Origin of the sequence: Motilibacter deserti (assembly GCF_011250635.1) — a bacterium.
In the GTDB taxonomy this organism is placed as follows: Bacteria; Actinomycetota; Actinomycetes; order Motilibacterales; family Motilibacteraceae; genus Motilibacter_A; species Motilibacter_A deserti.
The window spans coordinates 18,974-37,415 of sequence record NZ_JAANNP010000003.1; the positions used below are offsets into that span (position 1 = coordinate 18,974).

11 protein-coding genes are annotated in these 18,442 nt (G+C 73.7%); 7 read left to right on the top strand and 4 right to left on the bottom strand.

The genetic code is table 11. From position 1 onward, the window contains the following. Window positions 1-306: 306 nt before the first annotated feature. The 4 genes from G9H71_RS08325 to G9H71_RS08340 all read left to right on the top strand — a co-directional run bounded on the left by G9H71_RS08325 (window position 307) and on the right by G9H71_RS08340 (window position 7,819). Entirely contained in the window at window positions 307-2,424 is a 2,118-nt protein-coding gene (locus G9H71_RS08325) for a DNA gyrase/topoisomerase IV subunit B (protein WP_166280683.1), read from the top strand. Window positions 2,425-2,462: 38 nt separating this feature from the next. Continuing rightward, a complete protein-coding gene (locus G9H71_RS08330) occupies window positions 2,463-3,650 on the top strand; it encodes an MFS transporter (RefSeq protein WP_331272845.1) in 1,188 nt (395 codons plus the stop codon). A gap of 44 nt (window positions 3,651-3,694) precedes the next feature. Next, complete coding sequence (locus G9H71_RS08335) at window positions 3,695-5,065, top strand: APC family permease (protein ID WP_166280685.1); 1,371 nt, start codon at window positions 3,695-3,697, stop codon at window positions 5,063-5,065. A gap of 114 nt (window positions 5,066-5,179) precedes the next feature. Next, on the top strand, window positions 5,180-7,819 hold the full coding sequence (locus G9H71_RS08340) for a heparinase II/III domain-containing protein (RefSeq protein WP_166280687.1): 2,640 nt from the start codon (window positions 5,180-5,182) through the stop codon (window positions 7,817-7,819). 122 nt (window positions 7,820-7,941) lie between these two features. Here the strand turns inward: G9H71_RS08340 and G9H71_RS08345 are convergent, their stop codons facing one another. Together G9H71_RS08345 and G9H71_RS08350 are read right to left on the bottom strand one after the other, a co-directional pair. Continuing rightward, window positions 7,942-8,301, bottom strand: a complete 360-nt coding sequence (locus tag G9H71_RS08345) for a hypothetical protein (RefSeq protein WP_166280689.1) — start codon at window positions 8,299-8,301, stop codon at window positions 7,942-7,944. Between the two features lie 45 nt (window positions 8,302-8,346). Then, window positions 8,347-9,429, bottom strand: a complete 1,083-nt coding sequence (locus tag G9H71_RS08350) for a ScyD/ScyE family protein (protein WP_166280691.1) — start codon at window positions 9,427-9,429, stop codon at window positions 8,347-8,349. Window positions 9,430-9,928: 499 nt separating this feature from the next. Here G9H71_RS08350 and G9H71_RS08355 point away from each other — a divergent pair, with 499 nt between their 5' ends. Further along, entirely contained in the window at window positions 9,929-12,142 is a 2,214-nt protein-coding gene (locus G9H71_RS08355; protein ID WP_166280693.1) for a dynamin family protein, read from the top strand. A gap of 1 nt (window position 12,143) precedes the next feature. After that, complete coding sequence (locus G9H71_RS08360) at window positions 12,144-13,631, top strand: dynamin family protein (RefSeq protein WP_166280695.1); 1,488 nt, start codon at window positions 12,144-12,146, stop codon at window positions 13,629-13,631. Window positions 13,632-13,655: 24 nt separating this feature from the next. On the opposite strand, the gene G9H71_RS08365 is transcribed toward G9H71_RS08360, so the two are convergent. Then, entirely contained in the window at window positions 13,656-15,131 is a 1,476-nt protein-coding gene (locus tag G9H71_RS08365; protein WP_166280697.1) for a peptidoglycan DD-metalloendopeptidase family protein, read from the bottom strand. 368 nt (window positions 15,132-15,499) lie between these two features. On the opposite strand from G9H71_RS08365, the gene G9H71_RS08370 reads away from it, so the two are divergent. Next, window positions 15,500-16,558: a zinc ribbon domain-containing protein gene (locus G9H71_RS08370; RefSeq protein ID WP_166280699.1), complete on the top strand. Its 1,059-nt coding sequence runs from the start codon at window positions 15,500-15,502 to the stop codon at window positions 16,556-16,558. Here G9H71_RS08370 and G9H71_RS24985 read toward each other — a convergent pair. After that, window positions 16,536-18,419, bottom strand: a complete 1,884-nt coding sequence (locus G9H71_RS24985) for a fibronectin type III domain-containing protein (RefSeq protein ID WP_331272846.1) — start codon at window positions 18,417-18,419, stop codon at window positions 16,536-16,538. The two genes, G9H71_RS08370 and G9H71_RS24985, sit on opposite strands and share 23 nt — an antisense overlap. Window positions 18,420-18,442: the final 23 nt, after the last annotated feature.

The following is an 18,442-nucleotide window of genomic DNA, read 5'->3' on the forward strand; positions in this document are numbered from 1 at the left end:
TCTTCTCGTTTCTCGTTCAGCTTCGCTTCGCGCTCTGCGTCTGGGTCAACGTCCTACCACGCTACGTTCGTCCCAGACCTCCTTGACGCTGTGTTCGCCGTACGCGATCCCGATCGGAACGCGACCGTAACGTGCCCGCCCCCCTGACGGGGGCCGGGGCGCGTCGGGCTCACCCTGTCGGGGCTTCCGAGTAGCCTGGCAACGCCCCTGGAGCCCGCCCGGCAGGCCCCGCCGGCGGCGACCAGCAGCCCGTCGGAGGTGCTTCCCCGCCGGGATGCCTCTGTTATCGACAAGGAGCAGCGCGACGTGAGTGCCGAGCCGACCGAGCCCGTCCCGGGTGCGAAGAAGGCCGCCCGAGCGGCCGGGGACGGCGGCTACACGGCGCGGCACCTGTCCGTCCTCGAGGGGCTCGAGGCGGTGCGCAAGCGCCCGGGCATGTACATCGGCTCGACCGACGGCCGCGGGCTCATGCACTGCGTCTGGGAGATCATCGACAACGCGGTCGACGAAGCGCTGGCCGGCTTCTGCACCCGCATCGACGTGGTCCTGGGCGCCGACGGCTCGGTCGAGGTCCACGACGACGGGCGCGGCATCCCGGTCGACATCGAGCCGCGCACCGGCCTGACCGGCGTCGAGCTCGTCCTCACCAAGCTGCACGCGGGCGGCAAGTTCGGCGGCGGGTCCTACGCCGCGTCCGGTGGCCTGCACGGCGTGGGCGCGTCCGTCGTCAACGCGCTGTCCAGCCGGCTCGACGTCGAGGTCGACCGGTCCGGGCGCGTCCACCTCATGAGCTTCAAGCGCGGCGAGCCCGGCGTCTACGCCGGCGAGGGGCCGGACGCGCCGTTCACCCCGCAGTCGGGCCTGCAGATCGCGGGCCGGGCCAAGCGCGGGGTCACCGGCACGCGGGTGCGCTGGTGGGCCGACCGGCAGGTCTTCCTCAAGGAGGCCGACCTCGACCTCGAGCAGCTGCGCTCACGTGCCCGGCAGACGGCGTTCCTCGTGCCGGGGCTGCGCATCGTCGTGCGCGACGAGCGCGACCCCGCGGCGCCCACGTCGGAGGAGTTCCACTACGTCGGCGGCATCACCGAGTTCTGCGAGTTCCTCGCTCCGGACGCCGCGGTGAGCGACGTGCTCCGGCTGCAGGGGGTGGGCCACTTCAAGGAGACGGTCCCGGTCCTGGACGAGCAGGGCCACATGACCCCGACCGAGGTGCCGCGCGAGATGACGGTCGACGTCGCGCTGCGCTGGGGCACGGGCTACGACACGACCGTCCGCTCCTTCGTCAACATCGTCGCCACGCCGAAGGGCGGCACCCACGTCGCCGGTTTCGAGCGCGCGCTGACCAAGACGCTCAACGCCCGGCTGCGCGCCTCCCGGGTGCTGCGCACCGCGGAGCCGGACGTCCTCAAGGAGGACGTCCTCGAGGGGCTGACGGCGGTCGTCACGGTCAAGGTCCCCGAGCCGCAGTTCGAGGGGCAGACCAAGGAGGTCCTCGGCACCTCGGCGGCCTCGCGGATCGTCGCCCACGTGGTCGAGAAGCACCTGACCGAGGTCCTGGCGAGCACCAAGCGCGGCGAGAAGGCCATGGCCCAGGCGATCCTGGACAAGGTCGCGAGCGCCGCCCGCACCCGCATCGCCGCCCGCCAGCACAAGGAGCTGCAGCGGCGCAAGAACGCGCTGGAGACGAGCTCGCTGCCGGCCAAGCTCGCCGACTGCCGCAGCGAGGACGTCTCGCGCAGCGAGCTCTTCATCGTCGAGGGCGACTCGGCGCTCGGCACCGCGAAGCTCGCGCGCAACTCCGAGTTCCAGGCGCTGCTGCCGATCCGCGGCAAGATCCTCAACGTCCAGAAGGCCTCGCCCTCGGACATGCTCAAGAACGCCGAGTGCGCCGCGATCATCCAGGTCATCGGCGCCGGCACCGGCCGCTCGTTCGACCTCGAGGCCGCGCGCTACGGCAAGATCATCCTGATGGCGGACGCCGACGTCGACGGCGCGCACATCCGCTGCCTGCTGCTGACGCTGCTCTACCGCACGATGCGGCCGCTGGTCGAGGAGGGCCGCGTCTTCGCCGCGATGCCGCCGCTGCACCGGGTCGAGATCCTCAACCCGAAGAAGGACCAGCCCAAGTACCTCTACACCTACACCGACGCCGAGCTGAAGAAGACCCTGCGCGACCTGGAGAAGCGCAACGTCCGGTGGCGCGACCCGGTCCAGCGCTACAAGGGCCTGGGCGAGATGGACGCCTCGCAGCTGGCCGAGACGACGATGGACCCGCGCAAGCGCACGCTCCGCCGGGTCAACATCAGCGAGCTCGAGGCCGCGGACTCGGTCTTCGAGCTGCTCATGGGCAACGAGGTCGCGCCGCGCCGCGACTTCATCGTGGAGGGCGCGGCGCGGCTGGACCGCGAGCGCATCGACGCCTGACCGCCCGCACGGGCGGGGACGCGGCGGCCCTGCTCCGGGTGCCGGCGTTCCGCCGGCTCTTCCTGTCGCGTACCGCCTCGCTGCTGGGTGACGCGATCGCGCCCGTCGCGCTCGCGTTCGCCGTGCTCGGCGAGGGCGGCGGCTCGGCCACCGACCTCGGGCTGCTGCTCACCGCCCGCACGCTCGCCGAGGTGCTGCTCCTGCTGGTCGGCGGGACCCTCGCCGACCGGCTGCCGCGCTTCCGGCTCATGGCTGGGGCAGACCTGCTCGGCGGGCTGGCGCAGGCCGGGCTGGCGGCCATGTTCCTCGCGGGGGCGTACTCGCTGGGGCCGCTGCTCGCGCTCTCGGCGCTGAGCGGAGCGGCAACGGCGCTCTTCCTGCCCGCCTCGACCGGCGCGCTGCCACTCGTCGTCGACGCCGGGCAGCTGCAGCCGGCCAACGCGCTCGTCCGGGTCGCCCAGAACGTCTCGATGATCGCGGGCGCGGCGCTGGCCGGCCTGCTCGTGGCCGTCGTGGGGGCGGGGTGGGCGCTCGCGGTCGACGGCGCGACCTTCCTCGTCTCGGCGCTGCTGCTCATCGGCGTACGCGCCCGGCCGCAGGTGAAGGCGGCTCCGGCGAGCGCGCTCGCGGACCTGCGCGAGGGGTGGCGCGAGTTCGTCTCGCGCGAGTGGGTGTGGGTGGTCGTCCTGCAGTTCGCCGTGCTGACCACGTGCACGGCCGCCGGGATGCGGGTCCTCGGGCCGCTGGTCGCCGAGCGCGACCTCGGCGGCGCGGGGCCCTGGTCGGCCGTCCTCACCGGGCAGGCCGTCGGGCTGCTGGCGGGCAGCTTCCTGGTGCTCCGGGTGCGCCCGCGCTTCCCGATCCGCGTCGCGACCTACGCGACGTTCGGCTTCGTCCTGCCGATGGCGCTGCTCGCTCTGGGGTCGCCGTTGTGGCTGCTCGTCGCCGCCGCCTTCGTCAACGGGGTCTGCGCCGACGTCTTCGTCGTGCTCTGGTACACCGCCCTGCAGACGCACGTGCCGGAGGACCGGCTGGCGCGGGTCAGCGCGTACGACGCGCTGGGCTCCTTCGCGTTGAACCCGCTCGGCCTCGCCGTGGTAGGACCGGTCACCGCCGTGATCGGGGTGACCCGGGCGCTGTGGGCCTGCGTCGGGCTGGCGGTGCTGGTCAACGCGCTCGCGCTGCTCTCGCGGTCGGTACGCCGCCTCCCCGCGGGCGCGCCCTGACCCGAGCTGGGAGTGGCGAATCGCAGATCGGGGAACTAGCGGGCATGACCACGATCGCCCCAGACGCCGGCGCGGAGCCCTCTGCCGCAGGAGGCGGCCTGAAGCGGGTCATGGGCCGTCGGATGCTCCTGCTCTTCATCGTCGGCGACATCCTCGGCGCCGGCATCTACACGCTGACGGGGAAGGTCGCGGGAGAGGTCGGCGGCGCGATCTGGCTGCCGTTCCTCGTCGCCTTCGCCCTGGCGTTCCTGACCGCGACCGCCTACGCGGAGCTCGTGGGGAAGTATCCCAAGGCCGCTGGGGCGGCGCTCTACGTCAACCGCGCTGTCGGCCGGCCGTTCGTCACGTTCATGGTCGCGTTCGCGGTCATGGCGAGCGGCATCACGTCGGCGAGCGCCGCGGCCCGCGGCTTCGGCGGCGACTACCTCGCCGAGTTCGTCACGCTCCCGGTGGTCCTCGTCGCGGTCGCCTTCGTGCTGGTGCTCGCGGCGGTCAACCTGCTCGGCACCAAGGAGTCGGTCCGCTGCAACCTGGTGCTGACGCTCATCGAGCTCGGCGGGCTGCTGCTGGTGATCGTCGTCGGGGTCGCCGCCCTGGTGCAGGGTGACGGCGACGTGTCGCGGGCCACGGACTTCTCGGGGAAGGACGGGGCGCTGCTCGGGGCGCTCGGCGGCGCCGCGCTGGCGTTCTACGCGCTGCTCGGCTTCGAGGACTCGGTCAACATGGCCGAGGAGGTCGAGTCGCCGCACTCGGCGTTCCCCAAGGCGTTGTTCGTGGGCCTGCTGCTGACCGGCGCGGTCTACCTCGCGGTGTCGCTCGTGGCCACCCTGCTCGTGCCCACCGACGAGCTGGCCGGCTCGACCGGGCCGCTGCTCGAGGTGGTCCGCGCCGGCGGCATCGACGTGCCCGCCAAGGCCTTCGCGCTCATCGCGCTCATCGCGGTCACGAACACTGCCCTGCTCAACATGCTCATGGCGTCGCGCGTGGTCTACGGCATGGCGAACGAAGGGATCGTGCCGAAGGTCTTCGCCTCGGTGCACGCGACGCGGCACACACCGTGGCTCGCCATCGCGGTGACCAGCTTGATCGCGCTGGTCCTCGTGGCGACCGGCGACCTCGCTGGGCTGGCCGACACGACGGTGCTCCTGCTCCTGCTGGTCTTCGCAGCGGTCAACGTGAGCGTCCTCGTGCTGCGCCGCGAGCACGTGGAGCACCCGCACTTCCACGCGCCGACCTGGGCACCCGCGCTGGGCGCCGTCGCGAGCCTGGTGCTCGCCTCGCCGCTCACGGGCCGGGAGTCCGGGGTCTACGTGCGGGCCGGCGTCCTGCTCGCGATCGGGGTGGCGCTGTGGGTCGCGAACCACCTCTTCGTACGGCGCCAGGCGCCCGACGCAGCCGCGTTGTCCGGATCGTGACCATTCCCACCCCGCCGGCTGCGGCGCGTTCGGTGCGCTTCTAGAGCCCGGTTGCCGATACTGCCTCCACGGACCGGTGTGCCGTGCACCTGTCGGCACCCGTAGGGGAGGCTCGTGAAGCTCGTTCGGCTCGTCGTCGCCGCTGCCACTCTGGCCCTGGGCGCACCGCTGCTCGTCGCGCCGCCTGCGGGGGCGGCCGAGAAGCTGCCTGCCGTGAACGTCGCCGCGGCCACCGCGCAGTGCGACCTGTCCTTCGGGCTCCCGGGCAAGAGCGACCCCGACCGCGCGGGCAAGCTCATGGCCGGCCGCGCCGAGCTGGGCAACTACGGGTGGTTCCCGCTCGCGAAGGACGTCTCGTGGCGGCCCTACTCGACCCTCGACAGCAGCGGCAAGGGCCACATGCACTCGCTGGACTGGCTGCTCCCGCTGCTGCGCGAGGGCGCCCGGACCGGCAACACCGCGATGGTCGACCGGTTCTACGCGGTGCTGCAGGACTGGGTGAAGGACAACGGGCCGAACGCCTCGTCGCGCCGCTACGCCTGGGGGCCGCCGATCTACGAGGGCTTCCGCGCACTGGCGCTCACGTGCGCCGCGGCCGGGCCGAAGGGCCGCTCGGCCTGGCTCGTGAAGGCCATGGTCCAGCACGGCGGGATGCTGTCGGACCCGCGCCGCTACGAGGGCGTCAACAACGCCTCCCTGCACCAGGCGATGGGCCTCTACGCCCTGGCGGTGACGCTGGGGCGCGAGGACTGGAAGCGCGTCGCCGCTTCGCGCATGGGCTCGCTGGCGACGCGGCTCATCAACGCCGACGGCTCGGACAACGAGGGCGCTCCGGGCTACGGCGTCAGCAACTACCGCTGGTTCGGCGAGGCTCGCACCCGGCTGGAGCGCGGCGGCTCGGCGCTGCCGGCTTCGTTCGACCGGGTCGCGGACGTGCCCGAGTTCATCACCATGGCCACCCGTCCCGACGGGCGGCTCGAGGCCCTCGGCGACACCAGCCCCAACACGCTCAAGGCCTCGCTGTGGGCGGGCACGGCCGCCGAGTTCGCCCAGACGCGGGGCAAGAGCGGCCCGCGGCCCCCCGCCACGTTCGCCGCGTACTCCGGTGGCTACGTCTTCGGCCGTTCCGGCTGGGGAGAGTCCCGCTCCTTCCGCAACGAGACGTTCTTCAGCCTGCGGGCAGGTCGCAAGAGCGGCATCCCGCACGCCCACGACGACGTCAGCTCGGTCACGCTCTACGCCTACGGTTCCCCGCTGCTGCTCGACCCCGGCCAGTGGCGCTACGAGTACGGCTCGACGCGCGACTACATCCTCAGCCACGCCTCGCACAACGTCGTGGTCGTCAACGGGGCCTCCCGCGTCTACCAGTCGACGCCCCAGATCGAGGCCAGCTCCGTCAACGGTATCGACCTCGTGACGGTGACCGACCGCGGCTACCGGGGCGTCACGATCACCCGCACCCTGGCGTACGACCGAGCCGAGGACGCGCTGATCGTCTGGGACCGGCTGAGCTCGTCCTCGCCGGTGAGGGCGTCCCAGCAGTGGCTGCTCGGCCGCGGGAAGGGCGTCCGGCTCGACGCCGACGCGGCCCACACCACCGGCGCCGGCCCCAACGTCTCGCTGCTGTTCACCTCCGGCGGCGCCCCCATGGACGTCGTCAAGGGCTCGACCAACCCGCGCCGAGGCTGGAACAGCACCGCCTACGGCGAGATGGCCGCCACGCCGTCGCTGCGCGCATCGCAGACCGGGACGTCGCTGTCCTGGCTGACCGTCATCGCCCCGCGCCGGGGCGGCGTGACGGCGTCCACGGTGTCGGCGACGGCGACCGTCAGCGGGTCCGCAGCCGCGGTCGCGCTGACGACGCCGGCTGGCTCGGCGCAGGTCACGCTGGACGGCGCCGGCGCCCGGCGCAGCGCCGTCGTGCCGTTCACCCCGTCCCTCGTCGCCGCGGACGGCATCGTCCGCAAGGGCCGGGCCGCGGCCTTCCGGGCCACCGGCCTGCCGCCCTCGACCCCGGTCACGCTGGAGGCGCTGCCCGTCGACGGCAGCGCCGGCTGGTCCACCGTCGCCCAGGTCAAGTCCTCCGCGGCCGGGACCGGCGAGTTCACCGTCCCCGCCGACTACTCCGCGCGCTACCGCGCCACGACCGAGTTCGGCGCCTCGCCGACGCAGACGGTCGTCGCGGCCGTGTCGCCGTCGCCGCCCGCCGTCCGCGTCGAGCCCGCCGGCCCGGGCAGCGTCCGGGTCAGCTGGGACGCCCCCGGAGACACCGGCGGCGCGCCGATCACGGCCTACACGGTCAGCTTCGCCGGCCAGAGCCGCAAGACGTCGGCCGACGCCCGGTCCGTGGTCTTCACCGGCATCGTGCCGGGCCGACGGTCCGCCGCGGTCCGCGCGGCCAACGAGGTCGCCTCCTCCGCGGTCGGCCGCGCGGCGGTCGACGTGCCGGCCTACCCGACGCTGTCCGCGCCGAAGTCCGTCGTCGCCGGGACGAAGGCGGCCGTGACCCTGCGCGGGCTGATCCCTGGCGGGACCGCGACCGTCACCGTGACGCCGCTGGCCGGTGGAGAGCCCGTCACCTACACGGTCCGCGGCAGCGCAGCCGGAACGGCGACGGTCAAGGTCGCGGTGCCGGCGGACGTACGCGTCGAGGCCGCAGTCGGGGACGTGCTCGCGGTGCCGGTGACGGTCCGGGCGACGCCGAAGCCGGCCCCGAAGCCGAAGGCAACTCCCACGCCGACGACGCGCCGCTAGGCCGCCGCGGCCGGCCGCGCCCGCGGCGCCTGGCTGCAGGAGGAGCATGCGGCGTCCCCTGTCGCCGGGGCGACAGGGGGCCGCCGCACGCTGTGGGGACCGACGGCCCGGGTGAAGGTCGCTCAGACCGGTGGCACGGCCGACGAGCTGCCCGGGTCGGGGTCGGGGCCCGGCGGCGGCTCGGACGGCTCGTACGCGCTCCCGTCCGGCCTCAGTTCGCTCAGCTCGTCCTCGATCGCGCCCCAGACTCGCTGCCGGGCGTAGGCCTCGAAGCCGCAGCCGGCCCGCTCGGGGAAGTAGGCGTCGATCGCGTCCAGCAGCCCGAAGAAGCCCCACTCCGTCGCGGTCGCAACGGGCACGAGGGGCGGGAGCGGGGCCATCGCGGCCACGTCGACGACGAGCGCATGCCCCGCGCGAGCCAGCTCCTCGCGCCCACGGTCGCTGCGGCCTCCGTCGGCCCACCGACGCCACGCCTCGTCCATCCCCGGGGCATGCCCCGGGGACGGACGGACGAACGCGCGACGGCCTCAGGTGCCGACCGGGGGAGCGAACGCGGCCTCGGTCACCCGCAGGATCTGGCCCGCGCCCGGCCCGGCGAGCGAGAGCGCCGAGACGTAGAGCGCACCGCCGCGGTACGCCAGCCCCGTCGGCAGCGGGACCGCCGCGGTCGTGCGGGTGCCGTCAGGAGCGATCCGGATCAGCGCGCCGGGAGCGCCGCCGGCCTGCGGCGCGAACGCCTGCGAGGCGTACACCGTCCCGTCCTCGCCGACCGCGACGCCGGTGAGGTTGGTGAAGCCGGGCTTGCTCTCGAGCAGGGTGCCCGCGGCGGACAGGTGGTAGAGCACGGCGGAGCCGGAGGCCTCGCCGCCGAACGTCGACACCCAGTACGTCCCGTCGGGGGCCTTCGCGATGCCGGTCGGCACGGGGTCGCAGCCGAACGTCCCCGGCGTGTTCTCGGGCAGCGTGGCGCAGGCACCGGTCGTGATCGTCGGCGGCACGAACCACGTGCGGGTCTGCCCGGTCCTGCGGTCCACCTGCAGGACGTCGTTGCCGCCACCGTCGGCCACGAGCAGCCGGGAGGTGTCGGCCAGCACGTAGTACGGGTTGGAGAGCGAGTCGACCGGCTTGCCGTTCGGCCCGAACTGCAGCTGGCCGTCGGGGTTGTGGGCGAGCTCGTACGCCCGCAGGTCCGACAGCTGCGCCGTCGTCCCGCCCTTGGCCGCCAGCAGGTCCTGGCCGGTGGTGGAGCCGATGTCGGGCTCACCGGTCGGCAACGACGCCTGGCCCTGGGTGACGAACAGCTCGCTGCCACGAGAGTCGACCCCTTGCGGGACGTGCAGGCCGCTCAGCCGTGTCGTGCGCTTGCCGCTGCGTACGTCGACCTCCGTGACCCGGCCGGCGTCGGACTCGGCGACGACCAGATGCTTGTCGCTCGTGAAGGCGAGCTGACGTGGGCCGCTCAAGCCGGTCGCGACGACCGTCACGGGGGCCTCCTGCTGGGCAGGAGCTGCGCCGGCGGGGGCAGCCAGCGCGCTCGCGGACCCGAGCAGCCCGACGGACAGGACGCTCCCGAGGACCGGGCGCCGGAAGTTCGACAGGTTCCATCGCATGATTGGCAATTCCTCTCTCGCAGTGCAGCCTTTGCTGCCTGCAGAGAAGATCGCGGGTGCCGCTTGAGCCACGCTTGAGGGCGTCTAGTCGCGATGTTGACGTCGTCTCAAGAAGGCGGCGACGTGGCCGCGTCGCGGGCCGGCCACATCGAGCTCTACGACACCCGGCCGGCTGCTGGCTCCTCCGTGCTCGACCGCCCCGCTCGTCGTCGAGCTGCTCGTTCGGGCAGGGTGCAGGGCGCAGCGCCAGCCGGTGTGCGAGGAATCTGTGGAATTGATCTCCGGGACGACGCTACGGTCGGCGGGTGAGGCGGACAGTGGTCGCCGGGCCATCGCGACGTCCTCTCGACGCCTCCTGCGCCGAGCCCGCCGTCGCCAGCGCTCGGTCTGCGCGTGCTCCACCGCACGGGCCGCGGGGACGCCCGTCTGGGCGGCCGCGATCAGGGTGCGGGTGGAACCGCGACATTCTCTTGTGCGGACTCCGGGTGAGGACCTTCCGGTGATCGTGTGCGACGCGTGCGGGACGCGCAACGCCGACGGAGCGACGTTCTGCTCGAACTGCGACTCCTACCTCGCGTGGGCTGAAGCGAGCCCGCAGCAGGCCTCCGCGCCAGCGGGCGGCGCGCACGAGCCTGTGCGCAGCCTTCGGGAGCCTGCTCCTCCACCGGCCACGGCAGCCCGAGAGGAGCCCGCCACCGTTTCGGCACCGGCCGACCCGGCGTCCTTCCCGGCACCGGCCGACCCGGCGCCCGTTCCGGCGGCACAGGCGGCAGGGCCGCCGCATCCGCCTGCGGCACAGCCGGCACGAGCGGGCGGCGAGCGTGCCGACTCCGTCGAGCCGGAGGCCGTCCAGCGCCAGCGCCGTAGGCTCCAGGCGCTCGCCTACCTGGCCGACGCGCAGGGCAACACCGATCTCGTCGAGCCCTTGCGCGTGGCGCAGGAGCGACTGGCTCGGCCCGCCTTCGGTGTCGTCATCGTGGGGGAGTTCAACAAGGGCAAGAGCACCCTCGTCAACGCCCTGCTGAAGACCGACGTGTGCCCGGTCGATGTCGACGTCGCCACCGCGGCCCCGACGATCGTGCGGTGCGGGCAGAGCCCGCACGCCGTCGTGCACGTGCCGGAGCAGTGGCCCCCCGTGCGCAGGGGCGACGACGGGCGCCCCGTCGACCCCGCGGTCGAGCACGCGGAGGAGGACAGGCTGCGCGCCGTCCCCATCCCGCTCGACGAGCTCGCCCGCCACGTGACCCTGGGCGTCCACGACGGCCGCCCGATCCGGTCCATCGAGGTCACGTTGAACCGCGCGCTGCTGCGCACCGGCCTCTTCTTCGTGGACACCCCCGGGGTCGGCCTCGAGTCGGCCCACGCCCAGCTGGCGCTCGGCACGTTGGCGATGGCCGAAGGGGTCCTGTTCGTCACCGACGCCGCGCAGGAGATGACCGAGCCCGAGCTGCGCTTCCTCGAGACCGTCTGCAGCCGGAGCTCCACGGTGATGTGCGTGGTGACGAAGGCCGACCTCTATCCGGAGTGGCGGCGCATCGTCGACCTCAACCGCAAGCGCGTCGCCGAGGCGGGCCTCGACGTCCGGGTCGTCGGCGTCTCCTCGTTCCTGCGCCTGCGGGCCGCTGCACGCCGCGACGCGGGCCTCAACGCCGAGTCGGGATATCCCGCAGTGCTCGAGTTCCTGCGGACCGCGGTCCTCGAGCGCGCCGGCGCCGCGCTCGCCGCAGGAGTCGAGGCCGAAGTCGGCTTCGTGCTCGACCAACTGCGCATACAGCTCGCCGCCGAGCAGTCCGTGCTCGAGGTGCCGACGAGGGCGGCGGACGTGGTGCACCGGCTGAGCGCGGACGCGGCGCGGACCAAGAACCTGCACGACCCCACCGCCGGCTGGCAGCGCGCGCTCGCCGACGGCATCGAGGACCTCATCGCGAACGTGCTGCACGACCTGCAGAACCGGCTCCGCCAGCTCAGCCGCAACGCCGTGGCCGTGCTGGACAACGGGGACCCGATGGAGATGTGGACGGAGTTCGACCCGTGGCTGCGTCGGCAGGTGGCCGCGGAGGCGGTGGCGAACGCGGACTACCTCGCCGAGCGGACGGCCGAGCTCACGCGCCGGGTCGCCGACAGCTTCGGCCTGGCGGCCGGTGTGGAGTCGACCTTCCCGGTGGCCGCACCGCTGCCCGCCCTCGAGAAGATCGAGATGAGCTACGAGCCGGGCTCGCGCCGGGCTCGGCGCAACGCACTGCTCATCAACACTGCGCGCAACTCCTACAGCGGCATGCTGATGTTCGGCACGGCGGGGGCGCTCATCGGGCTGCCCATCGTCGCGCCCGTCGCGGCCGCCGTCGGGCTCGGGGTGCTCGGGCGGTGGGCGCTGCGCGAGGAGCGCCAGCGCCAGCTGGCCCAGCGCCGGCAGGAGGCCAAGGCCAAGGCGACGATGTACGTCGACGAGGCGCTCTTCGTGCTGTCCAAGGACTGCCGGGACGCGCTGCGGCGCGCCCAACGCGAGCTGCGCGAGGAGTTCAACCGGCGGGCCGCGATCCTGCACGCGTCGTCGAGCACGGCCCTGACGCAGGCGCAGCGCGCCATGACGCTGGAGTCGTCGGACCGGGACCGGCGCAAGGCGGAGGTCGCGGCCGGGCTGGGGCAGCTGGAGTCGCTCGACCGCAGCATGCCCGCGATCCCCGCGCAGGGCGCGGACAGGAGAGAGCGCTGACATGGACGACCCGCTGCTGGACCGCGTCGCCGGGCTGTTGCGCAGCGGCGTGGCGATCGCCCCCGAGGGGGAGCTCAAGCGCGGTCTGGACGACGCCCTGCGCCGGCTGCACGAGCCGCTGCGGGTGGCGATCGCCGGCAAGGTGAAGGCGGGCAAGTCGACGTTGTTGAACGCGCTCGTCGGTGAACGGCTGGCGCCGACGGACGCGGGGGAGTGCACGCGGATCGTCACGTGGTACCGCCACGGTGAGACGTACCGGGCCGTGGTGCACCCGCTCGAGGGCGAGCCGAGCCAGGCCCGGTTCACCCGCGACGACGGAGCGCTCGACGTCGACCTTGGCGGGCGCACCCCAGAGGACGTGAGCCACCTGGAGATCTGGTGGCCGTCGTCACGGCTCAGCGCGATGACCCTGCTCGACATGCCGGGCACCGCGTCGATCTCGACGCACGTGTCGGCCCGGACCGAGAAGGCCCTGCTCTCCGACGACGGGCGGCCCGCGGTCGCCGACGCCGTGATCTACCTGCTGCGCCACCTGCACGCGACGGACATGCACTTCCTGGAGTCGTTCCACGACGATGAGGAGGTCGGCCACAGCACGCCCACGACCGCCATCGGCGTCCTGTCCCGGGCCGACGAGATCGGCGCCTGCCGCCGCGACGCGCTCGAGTCCGCCGCGCGGGTGGCCCGGCGCTACGAGGCGGAGCCGAGCCTGCGGCGGCTCTGCCGGGTCGTCGTGCCCGTCGCGGGGCTGATCGCGCAGGCCGGCGCGACGCTGCGCGAGGACGAGTTCCAGAGCATCGCGCGGCTGTCGGAACTGCCCGCCGAGGAGCTGGTCGACTTGCTGCTCTCCGCCGACCGCTTCTCCACGCTGCCGAACTCGCGCGGCGTCCCCGAGCGCGAGCGCGAGCAGCTCGTCGCCCGGCTGGGGATCTTCGGAGTGCGGGTGTCGGTCGAGTACGTCCGCGCCCACCGGGCGCCGTCGGCGTCCGAGCTGGCCTCCGCGCTCGTCGCCCTGAGCGGGATCGACCGACTGCGCGCGGTGCTGCTGACCCAGTTCACCGAGCGCGCCCGTGTGCTGAAGGCTCGTTCGGCCGTGCTCGCGCTGCAGGCGGCCCTGCGGGCACCGGAATGGCCGGCGCGACAGCGATTCCAGGAGCAGATCGAGCTGCTGGTGACGGGTGCGCACGAGTTCGTCGAGGTCTCGGTCATCGACGCTGCGCGCAGCGGGGTGATCCCGCTGCCCGAGGAGGACCTGATGGAGCTCGAGCGGCTGCTCGGCGCCGAGGGGATGACGCCGGCCGCGCGGCTCGGCGGGCCGCGCGACGCCCCGCCCGCGGAGCTGCGCGCCATCGCGTTGGACTCGCTGCGCCGGTGGCGGCGCGTGGCCGCGCGCCCGCTGGCGCCGCCCGACGTCCGGACCGCGGCGGGTGCTGCAGCCCGGACGTGCGAAGGCTTGATCACGTCTTTGGACGCAGTGCCCGCGCTCTGACCGTCCGGGGCGGATGCGCGAGGGTCAGTGCGCGTGCGCGTGGGCGGGCGCGACGTCAACGTCGGGAACGGCGTGCTGCTCGCCGGCCCCGACGCCGGGCAGGGCCGGCGACGCCAGGTCCGGTACGAGGGCGTCGCCGCCGGTGTCGATCTCGAACCCGTCGCTGAACTGGTCGTCGTCGCTGTCGAGGTCGAGCGGGTCGGTGCCGAGGACGTACTCGAGGTTGTCGTCGATGCCGTCGCCGTCGGTGTCCGAGCGCACGGGGTCGGTGTTGAGCGAGCGCTCGAACGCCGCGTCGAGCCCGTCGTCGTCCTCGCGCTCGACGCCCGCCATCGCGGCCGTCGCCGTGCCCGGCACCGCACCGTGCTGGATGTCGCGCCCCAGCACGAACTCCTCGGCGTCCCAGACCCCATCGGCGTCGGTGTCCGGCGCCGCGGGGTTCGAGCGCAGCACGCCGACCTCGTACGCGTCGCTCAGGCTGTCGGCGTCGCTGTCGGCCTTCCCCGGATCACTGGCGAACTGGAGTTCGCTGGAGTCCAGCAGCCCGTCACGGTCGGTGTCCGCGGCCGCCACGTCGGAGCCCTTGTCGAACTGGTCGTACGCGCCGAGGGTGTTGACGTCCAGCGTGCCCGCTCCCGTCCCGGCGATCTCGTCGTAGTCGGGCAGTGCGTTAAGGATCGGATAGGGGTTGACCCACTGCCCGTCCTCCTGGATGCCCAGGTGCAGGTGGGGTGGGGTGCCCTTGGCGTTGCCCGTGTCGCTGACCGCGCCGATCACGTCGCCCGCCGACACGTGCTCGCCGACGTGGAGGTACTGCTGCGGCGACCCTTCCTGCAGGTGCGCGTAGTAGTAGTAGCGCCCGTCGTCCCCGGCGATCCGGACGACGACCCCGCCGACCTGGTTGTCGAAGCCTTTGACGACGGTGCCCGACGCGACCGCGTGGATTGGCGTCCCCTCGTCGGCGAAGATGTCGATGCCCTCGTGGTGCCGGCCGCCGGACCGCGGCGCGCCCCAGGAGTCGTGCAGCGCCGCGTCCTCCACCGGACGGACGAGCGGCCCCTCGCCCGTCAACGACGCCACGGACGTCCCGCCGTCGGCATGCAGGGCCAGCGTCGCCGCGCCGGCGCCGCTCGAGGAGGACGGCCCGCCCGACGCGGCGGCCTGCGCCTGGTCCAGGTAGCGGCGGTAGTCCCTGGATGTGCCCGCGTTGCTGTCGTGCGTGACGGTCCACGGCTGCATGTTCTGCCCGCCGTTCGAGATCTCGAAGGCGGCACGGGCGTTGACCGCCGGGTCGCTCAGGTCGCCCCAGACGTTCTGGCGTACGCCGGGGCCGACGTTGATCTGCCACAGCCCGCGGGAGTCCTCGCCGCTGTCGTTGTGCGCGGACGGGTCGCCGCCCGACTCGGCCAGGGCGATCGCGGTCCACGTGACCGCGTCGTCGGGGGAGAACCCGGCGGAGACGGCTGCACTGTAGATCTGGCTTGCACTCAGAGAGCTCATGAGGCCTCCGGTCGAACGCCTTGCAGGGCCAACGGCCTGTCCTACGACGCAGTTCCAGGATAGGCAGCTCCGCCGTCGGCGTTGCCGCTTCGCGGCGGCTTGTCTGCCTGTTCGGGCAACGTCGCGGAGCTTGGTCGGCGGTACCGTGAGTGCGCGCTTCGCTGCTTCGAGCGGAGGTTCCAGTGGGTCGGCCGGTGGTGTGTGCGTCCTGCGGGCACCGGAGCGCGCCCGAAGCCCTGTTCTGCGCGCAGTGCCATGCGTACCTCGACTGGGAGGCGCCGCCGTCGGGGGGCGCCCGGCCGGGGCATCCGCCGGAGCCGGGACTCAGCGCCCAGCCGCTGCCTGCCGACGGCCCGGGCTCCTCGTCGGTGTGGCCGCCCGACGACGTCGCCGAGGGGCTGCTGAGCACCACCGGGCGGTGGGAGCCCGTTGCCGCCACCGATCCCGCCCTGACGGTCGTGCATCCGCAGCCTGGCCCCGTCGACGCGCCGTCCGCGGTCGGCGCCGTGGAGCCGGCCGCAGTGCGCTCGCTCGAACCGGCCCTCGAGCGCCAGCGGGTCGTCGCGCGGCAGCCGGAGCGGGCGCGCCGGCGCCCTCCTCCGGAGGAGCCGCGCGAGCCCCTGCCGCAGCGCGGGGAGCTGGAGTGCGAGCGCTGCCGTACCGACAACCCGGCCGGGCTCCGGTTCTGCCGCAAGTGCGGTGCTCCGCTCGCGGTGCAAGCTGCCGCCGTGCCGGAGCCGGCCGCGCCCATGCGGGTGCCGTGGTGGCGGCGGCTGGTGCTGGAGCTGCGACGGATCCGGTGGCAGTTCCGGCGGGTGGTCTCCCGCCGGGTGCTGGCCGTGCGGATGATCGGGATCGCCCTCGTCGCGGCGCTGGTCGGCGTCCCCGTGCTGGCCCTCGCCGGCGTGCTGCACCCGCAGCGCTGGCCGCGGGCGGTGTGGCACCTGGTGTCGCCGCAGTCGTCGACCGTCGCCGCCTCGGCGCAGCTGGTCGATGGCTCCGAGGACGCGGACTTCCCGCCCGCCGGCCTGGTGGACGAGGACACCACGACGGCCTGGGCCACGAGCTTCCCCGGGCGGGACGCCCCCGCTCTCGGCGAGGAGTGCATGCCGGCTCCCGGGCGCGGCGCGCAGGCGGTGCGGCTGACGCTGCCCGGCCCGACGGACCTGCGCCGGATCGGCGTGGTCACAGGCGTCACGTCGGCCGACCGGGTCGAGTTCTACCGGCCGTCGGTGGTGCAGCTGCAGTTCTCCGACGGAGGGTGCGAGCGGATGTCGCTCGAGGACTCGCCGGAGGTGCAGTGGTTCCCGGTGGAGACGGACGGCACGACGTCCGTCGTCGTGTCCGTCCTCGACGCCCGCCCGCCGGCCGCGGGGCCGGACCGGCGGGCGACGATCGCGCAGATCATCCTCCGGCAGAAGGGATGACGGTCGGCTCGGGCCCCGTAGGTTCTTGCGGCCTCGGTGCTGCGGGGACCGCGGGCTGCTGGGGCTCGCCCGTTCCCGCGTAGCGTGACTTGCAGAATCTGAACCGCGTCAGCTCCTGGCAACGCGCGTCTGCGTCTTCCTCCGTCGCGAGGCCCACCACGGCGACGCCGAAGTAGTTGACCCGGCTGAAGAGGATGCCGGGGTAGTCGAAACTGCTGACGACGCGGACCTCAAGCCCTTGGCGGCGCAGGGCGCGGGCACGCTGCTGCGCCGTCCCCTCGGGGTCCTGGGAGCCCTCCACCGACGTGACCTCGAGGATCGCCACCCATTGCAGGTCTTCGAGAGGCGTGGGCGACACCTGCGGGGTCTCGGAAGGGCCCGCGCCACCGCCCCCACCGCCGCCACCGCCGCCACCGCCGCCAGCGCCGCCACCGCCGCCACCGCCGCCACCGCCGCCCCCGCCGGGCCCGGGCGCGGGCTTCATGACCACGCAGGCCGGCCCCTTGCCGCCGGCCGGCTTCGAGAGCTTGTCCCCCTGCGCGGCGCGGACGAAGAGGCAGTGGCGCCCGGCCTCGAGGGGGACGGCCACCTCGGTGGCACCGGCCTTCACCTCGGCCACCTGCTCGCTCTCGTGGAAGACGACGTGGCTCGCCTTCCCGGCGGAGGTGTCCTTCCACGTCACCGTGGCGTTCCCGTCGGCCCCGGCCACCGCCTTCACGTCCGTGGGGGCCTTGAGCACGCGGCGCGGGGTCTTCGCGCACTCGACGTTCGTGCGCGGCCCCTTGGTCTCGTCGCGGAGCGCCAGCAGACGGAAGCAGTACTCGGTGTTCGGCTTCAGCTCGTCGAAGCGGTGCACGGTCACCTCGCCGGGAATGCCGTCGATGACCTCGTCTACCGTCGGCTCGTTCGCCGCACGGGTTTCTGGGTCGACCCGTTGCACGCGGAAGGACGTGACGTCGCGCTGCGGCGCCCAGCGCAGCTCGACGAGGTCCACGCTGCGCGCGGTCGCGGTGAAGTCCGCCGGGACGGCGAGCGGTGCAACCGGGGGCTGCTCCTCGTCACCACCACGGAGCGCGAACGCCGCCAGTGCCGCGACGGCGAGGGCGAGCAGGGCGGCGAGGCCCAGGACGCGGAACCCCATGGGCAGCACGCCGCGCTGCAGGAACGCACCATCGGCATAAGGGCCGGTCGGCGCGGTCGGCGCCGGAGCCGGCGTCAGTGCCGGGTGTTGGGCGGGTGGGGCCGCGCCGTGGGTGGCGATGCGGAACCTGTGGTGCACGGGCACGCCGCGGAGGAAGGGGCGACGTACCGACGCCCGGACGGTGGCGGTGGCCGTGCCGCCGAGGGGCACGTCCACCAGCTCGGGCGCGATGCGGAAGGCCAGCGCGTCCTCGTCGTCGGACGCCGTCAGCCGGAGCGAGAGGTCGCGGTTGCCCCAGTTGGCCAGCTCGACGCGGTAGGAGTGCCGCCAGCGGCCGCGCGCGAGAGCGGGGGCGAGGCGTACGCGCAGGTCCGGCACCTCGACGACGCGCAGGTCCGCCTCCGCGACGGCCGAGGCGGCGGGGTCGACGGTGGACGTGACCTTCACCGCGATCGGCACGGTCTGCGCGAGCGACGTCGGGGCGGCGGGAGGAGCTGCGACGACCTCCACCGTCACGTCCTTGCCGGGCAGCACGACCACTTGTGCCGGTACGACGGAGAGCCAGTCGATGCCTCCGGGCGCCGCCGACGGGTGGATCAGGAGCGTCACGTCGTACCGCTCGATGTACGTCGCGTCGTTCTTGATCCGCACGGACATGCGGGCCTCGCCACCCGGTGTGACCGTGAGGGCGGGCTGGTCGATCGTCACCCGGGGGTCCACCTCGGCTCCTTCCTGGCCGCCGT

Coding starts and splice junctions, on each gene's coding strand:
- G9H71_RS08335 (WP_166280685.1), top strand. CDS start 3,695: ATGACCACGATCGCCCCAGACGCCGGCGCGGAGCCCTCTGCCGCAGGA.
- G9H71_RS08345 (WP_166280689.1), bottom strand. CDS start 8,301: ATGGACGAGGCGTGGCGTCGGTGGGCCGACGGAGGCCGCAGCGACCGT.
- G9H71_RS08350 (WP_166280691.1), bottom strand. CDS start 9,429: ATGCGATGGAACCTGTCGAACTTCCGGCGCCCGGTCCTCGGGAGCGTC.
- G9H71_RS08360 (WP_166280695.1), top strand. CDS start 12,144: ATGGACGACCCGCTGCTGGACCGCGTCGCCGGGCTGTTGCGCAGCGGC.
- G9H71_RS08365 (WP_166280697.1), bottom strand. CDS start 15,131: ATGAGCTCTCTGAGTGCAAGCCAGATCTACAGTGCAGCCGTCTCCGCC.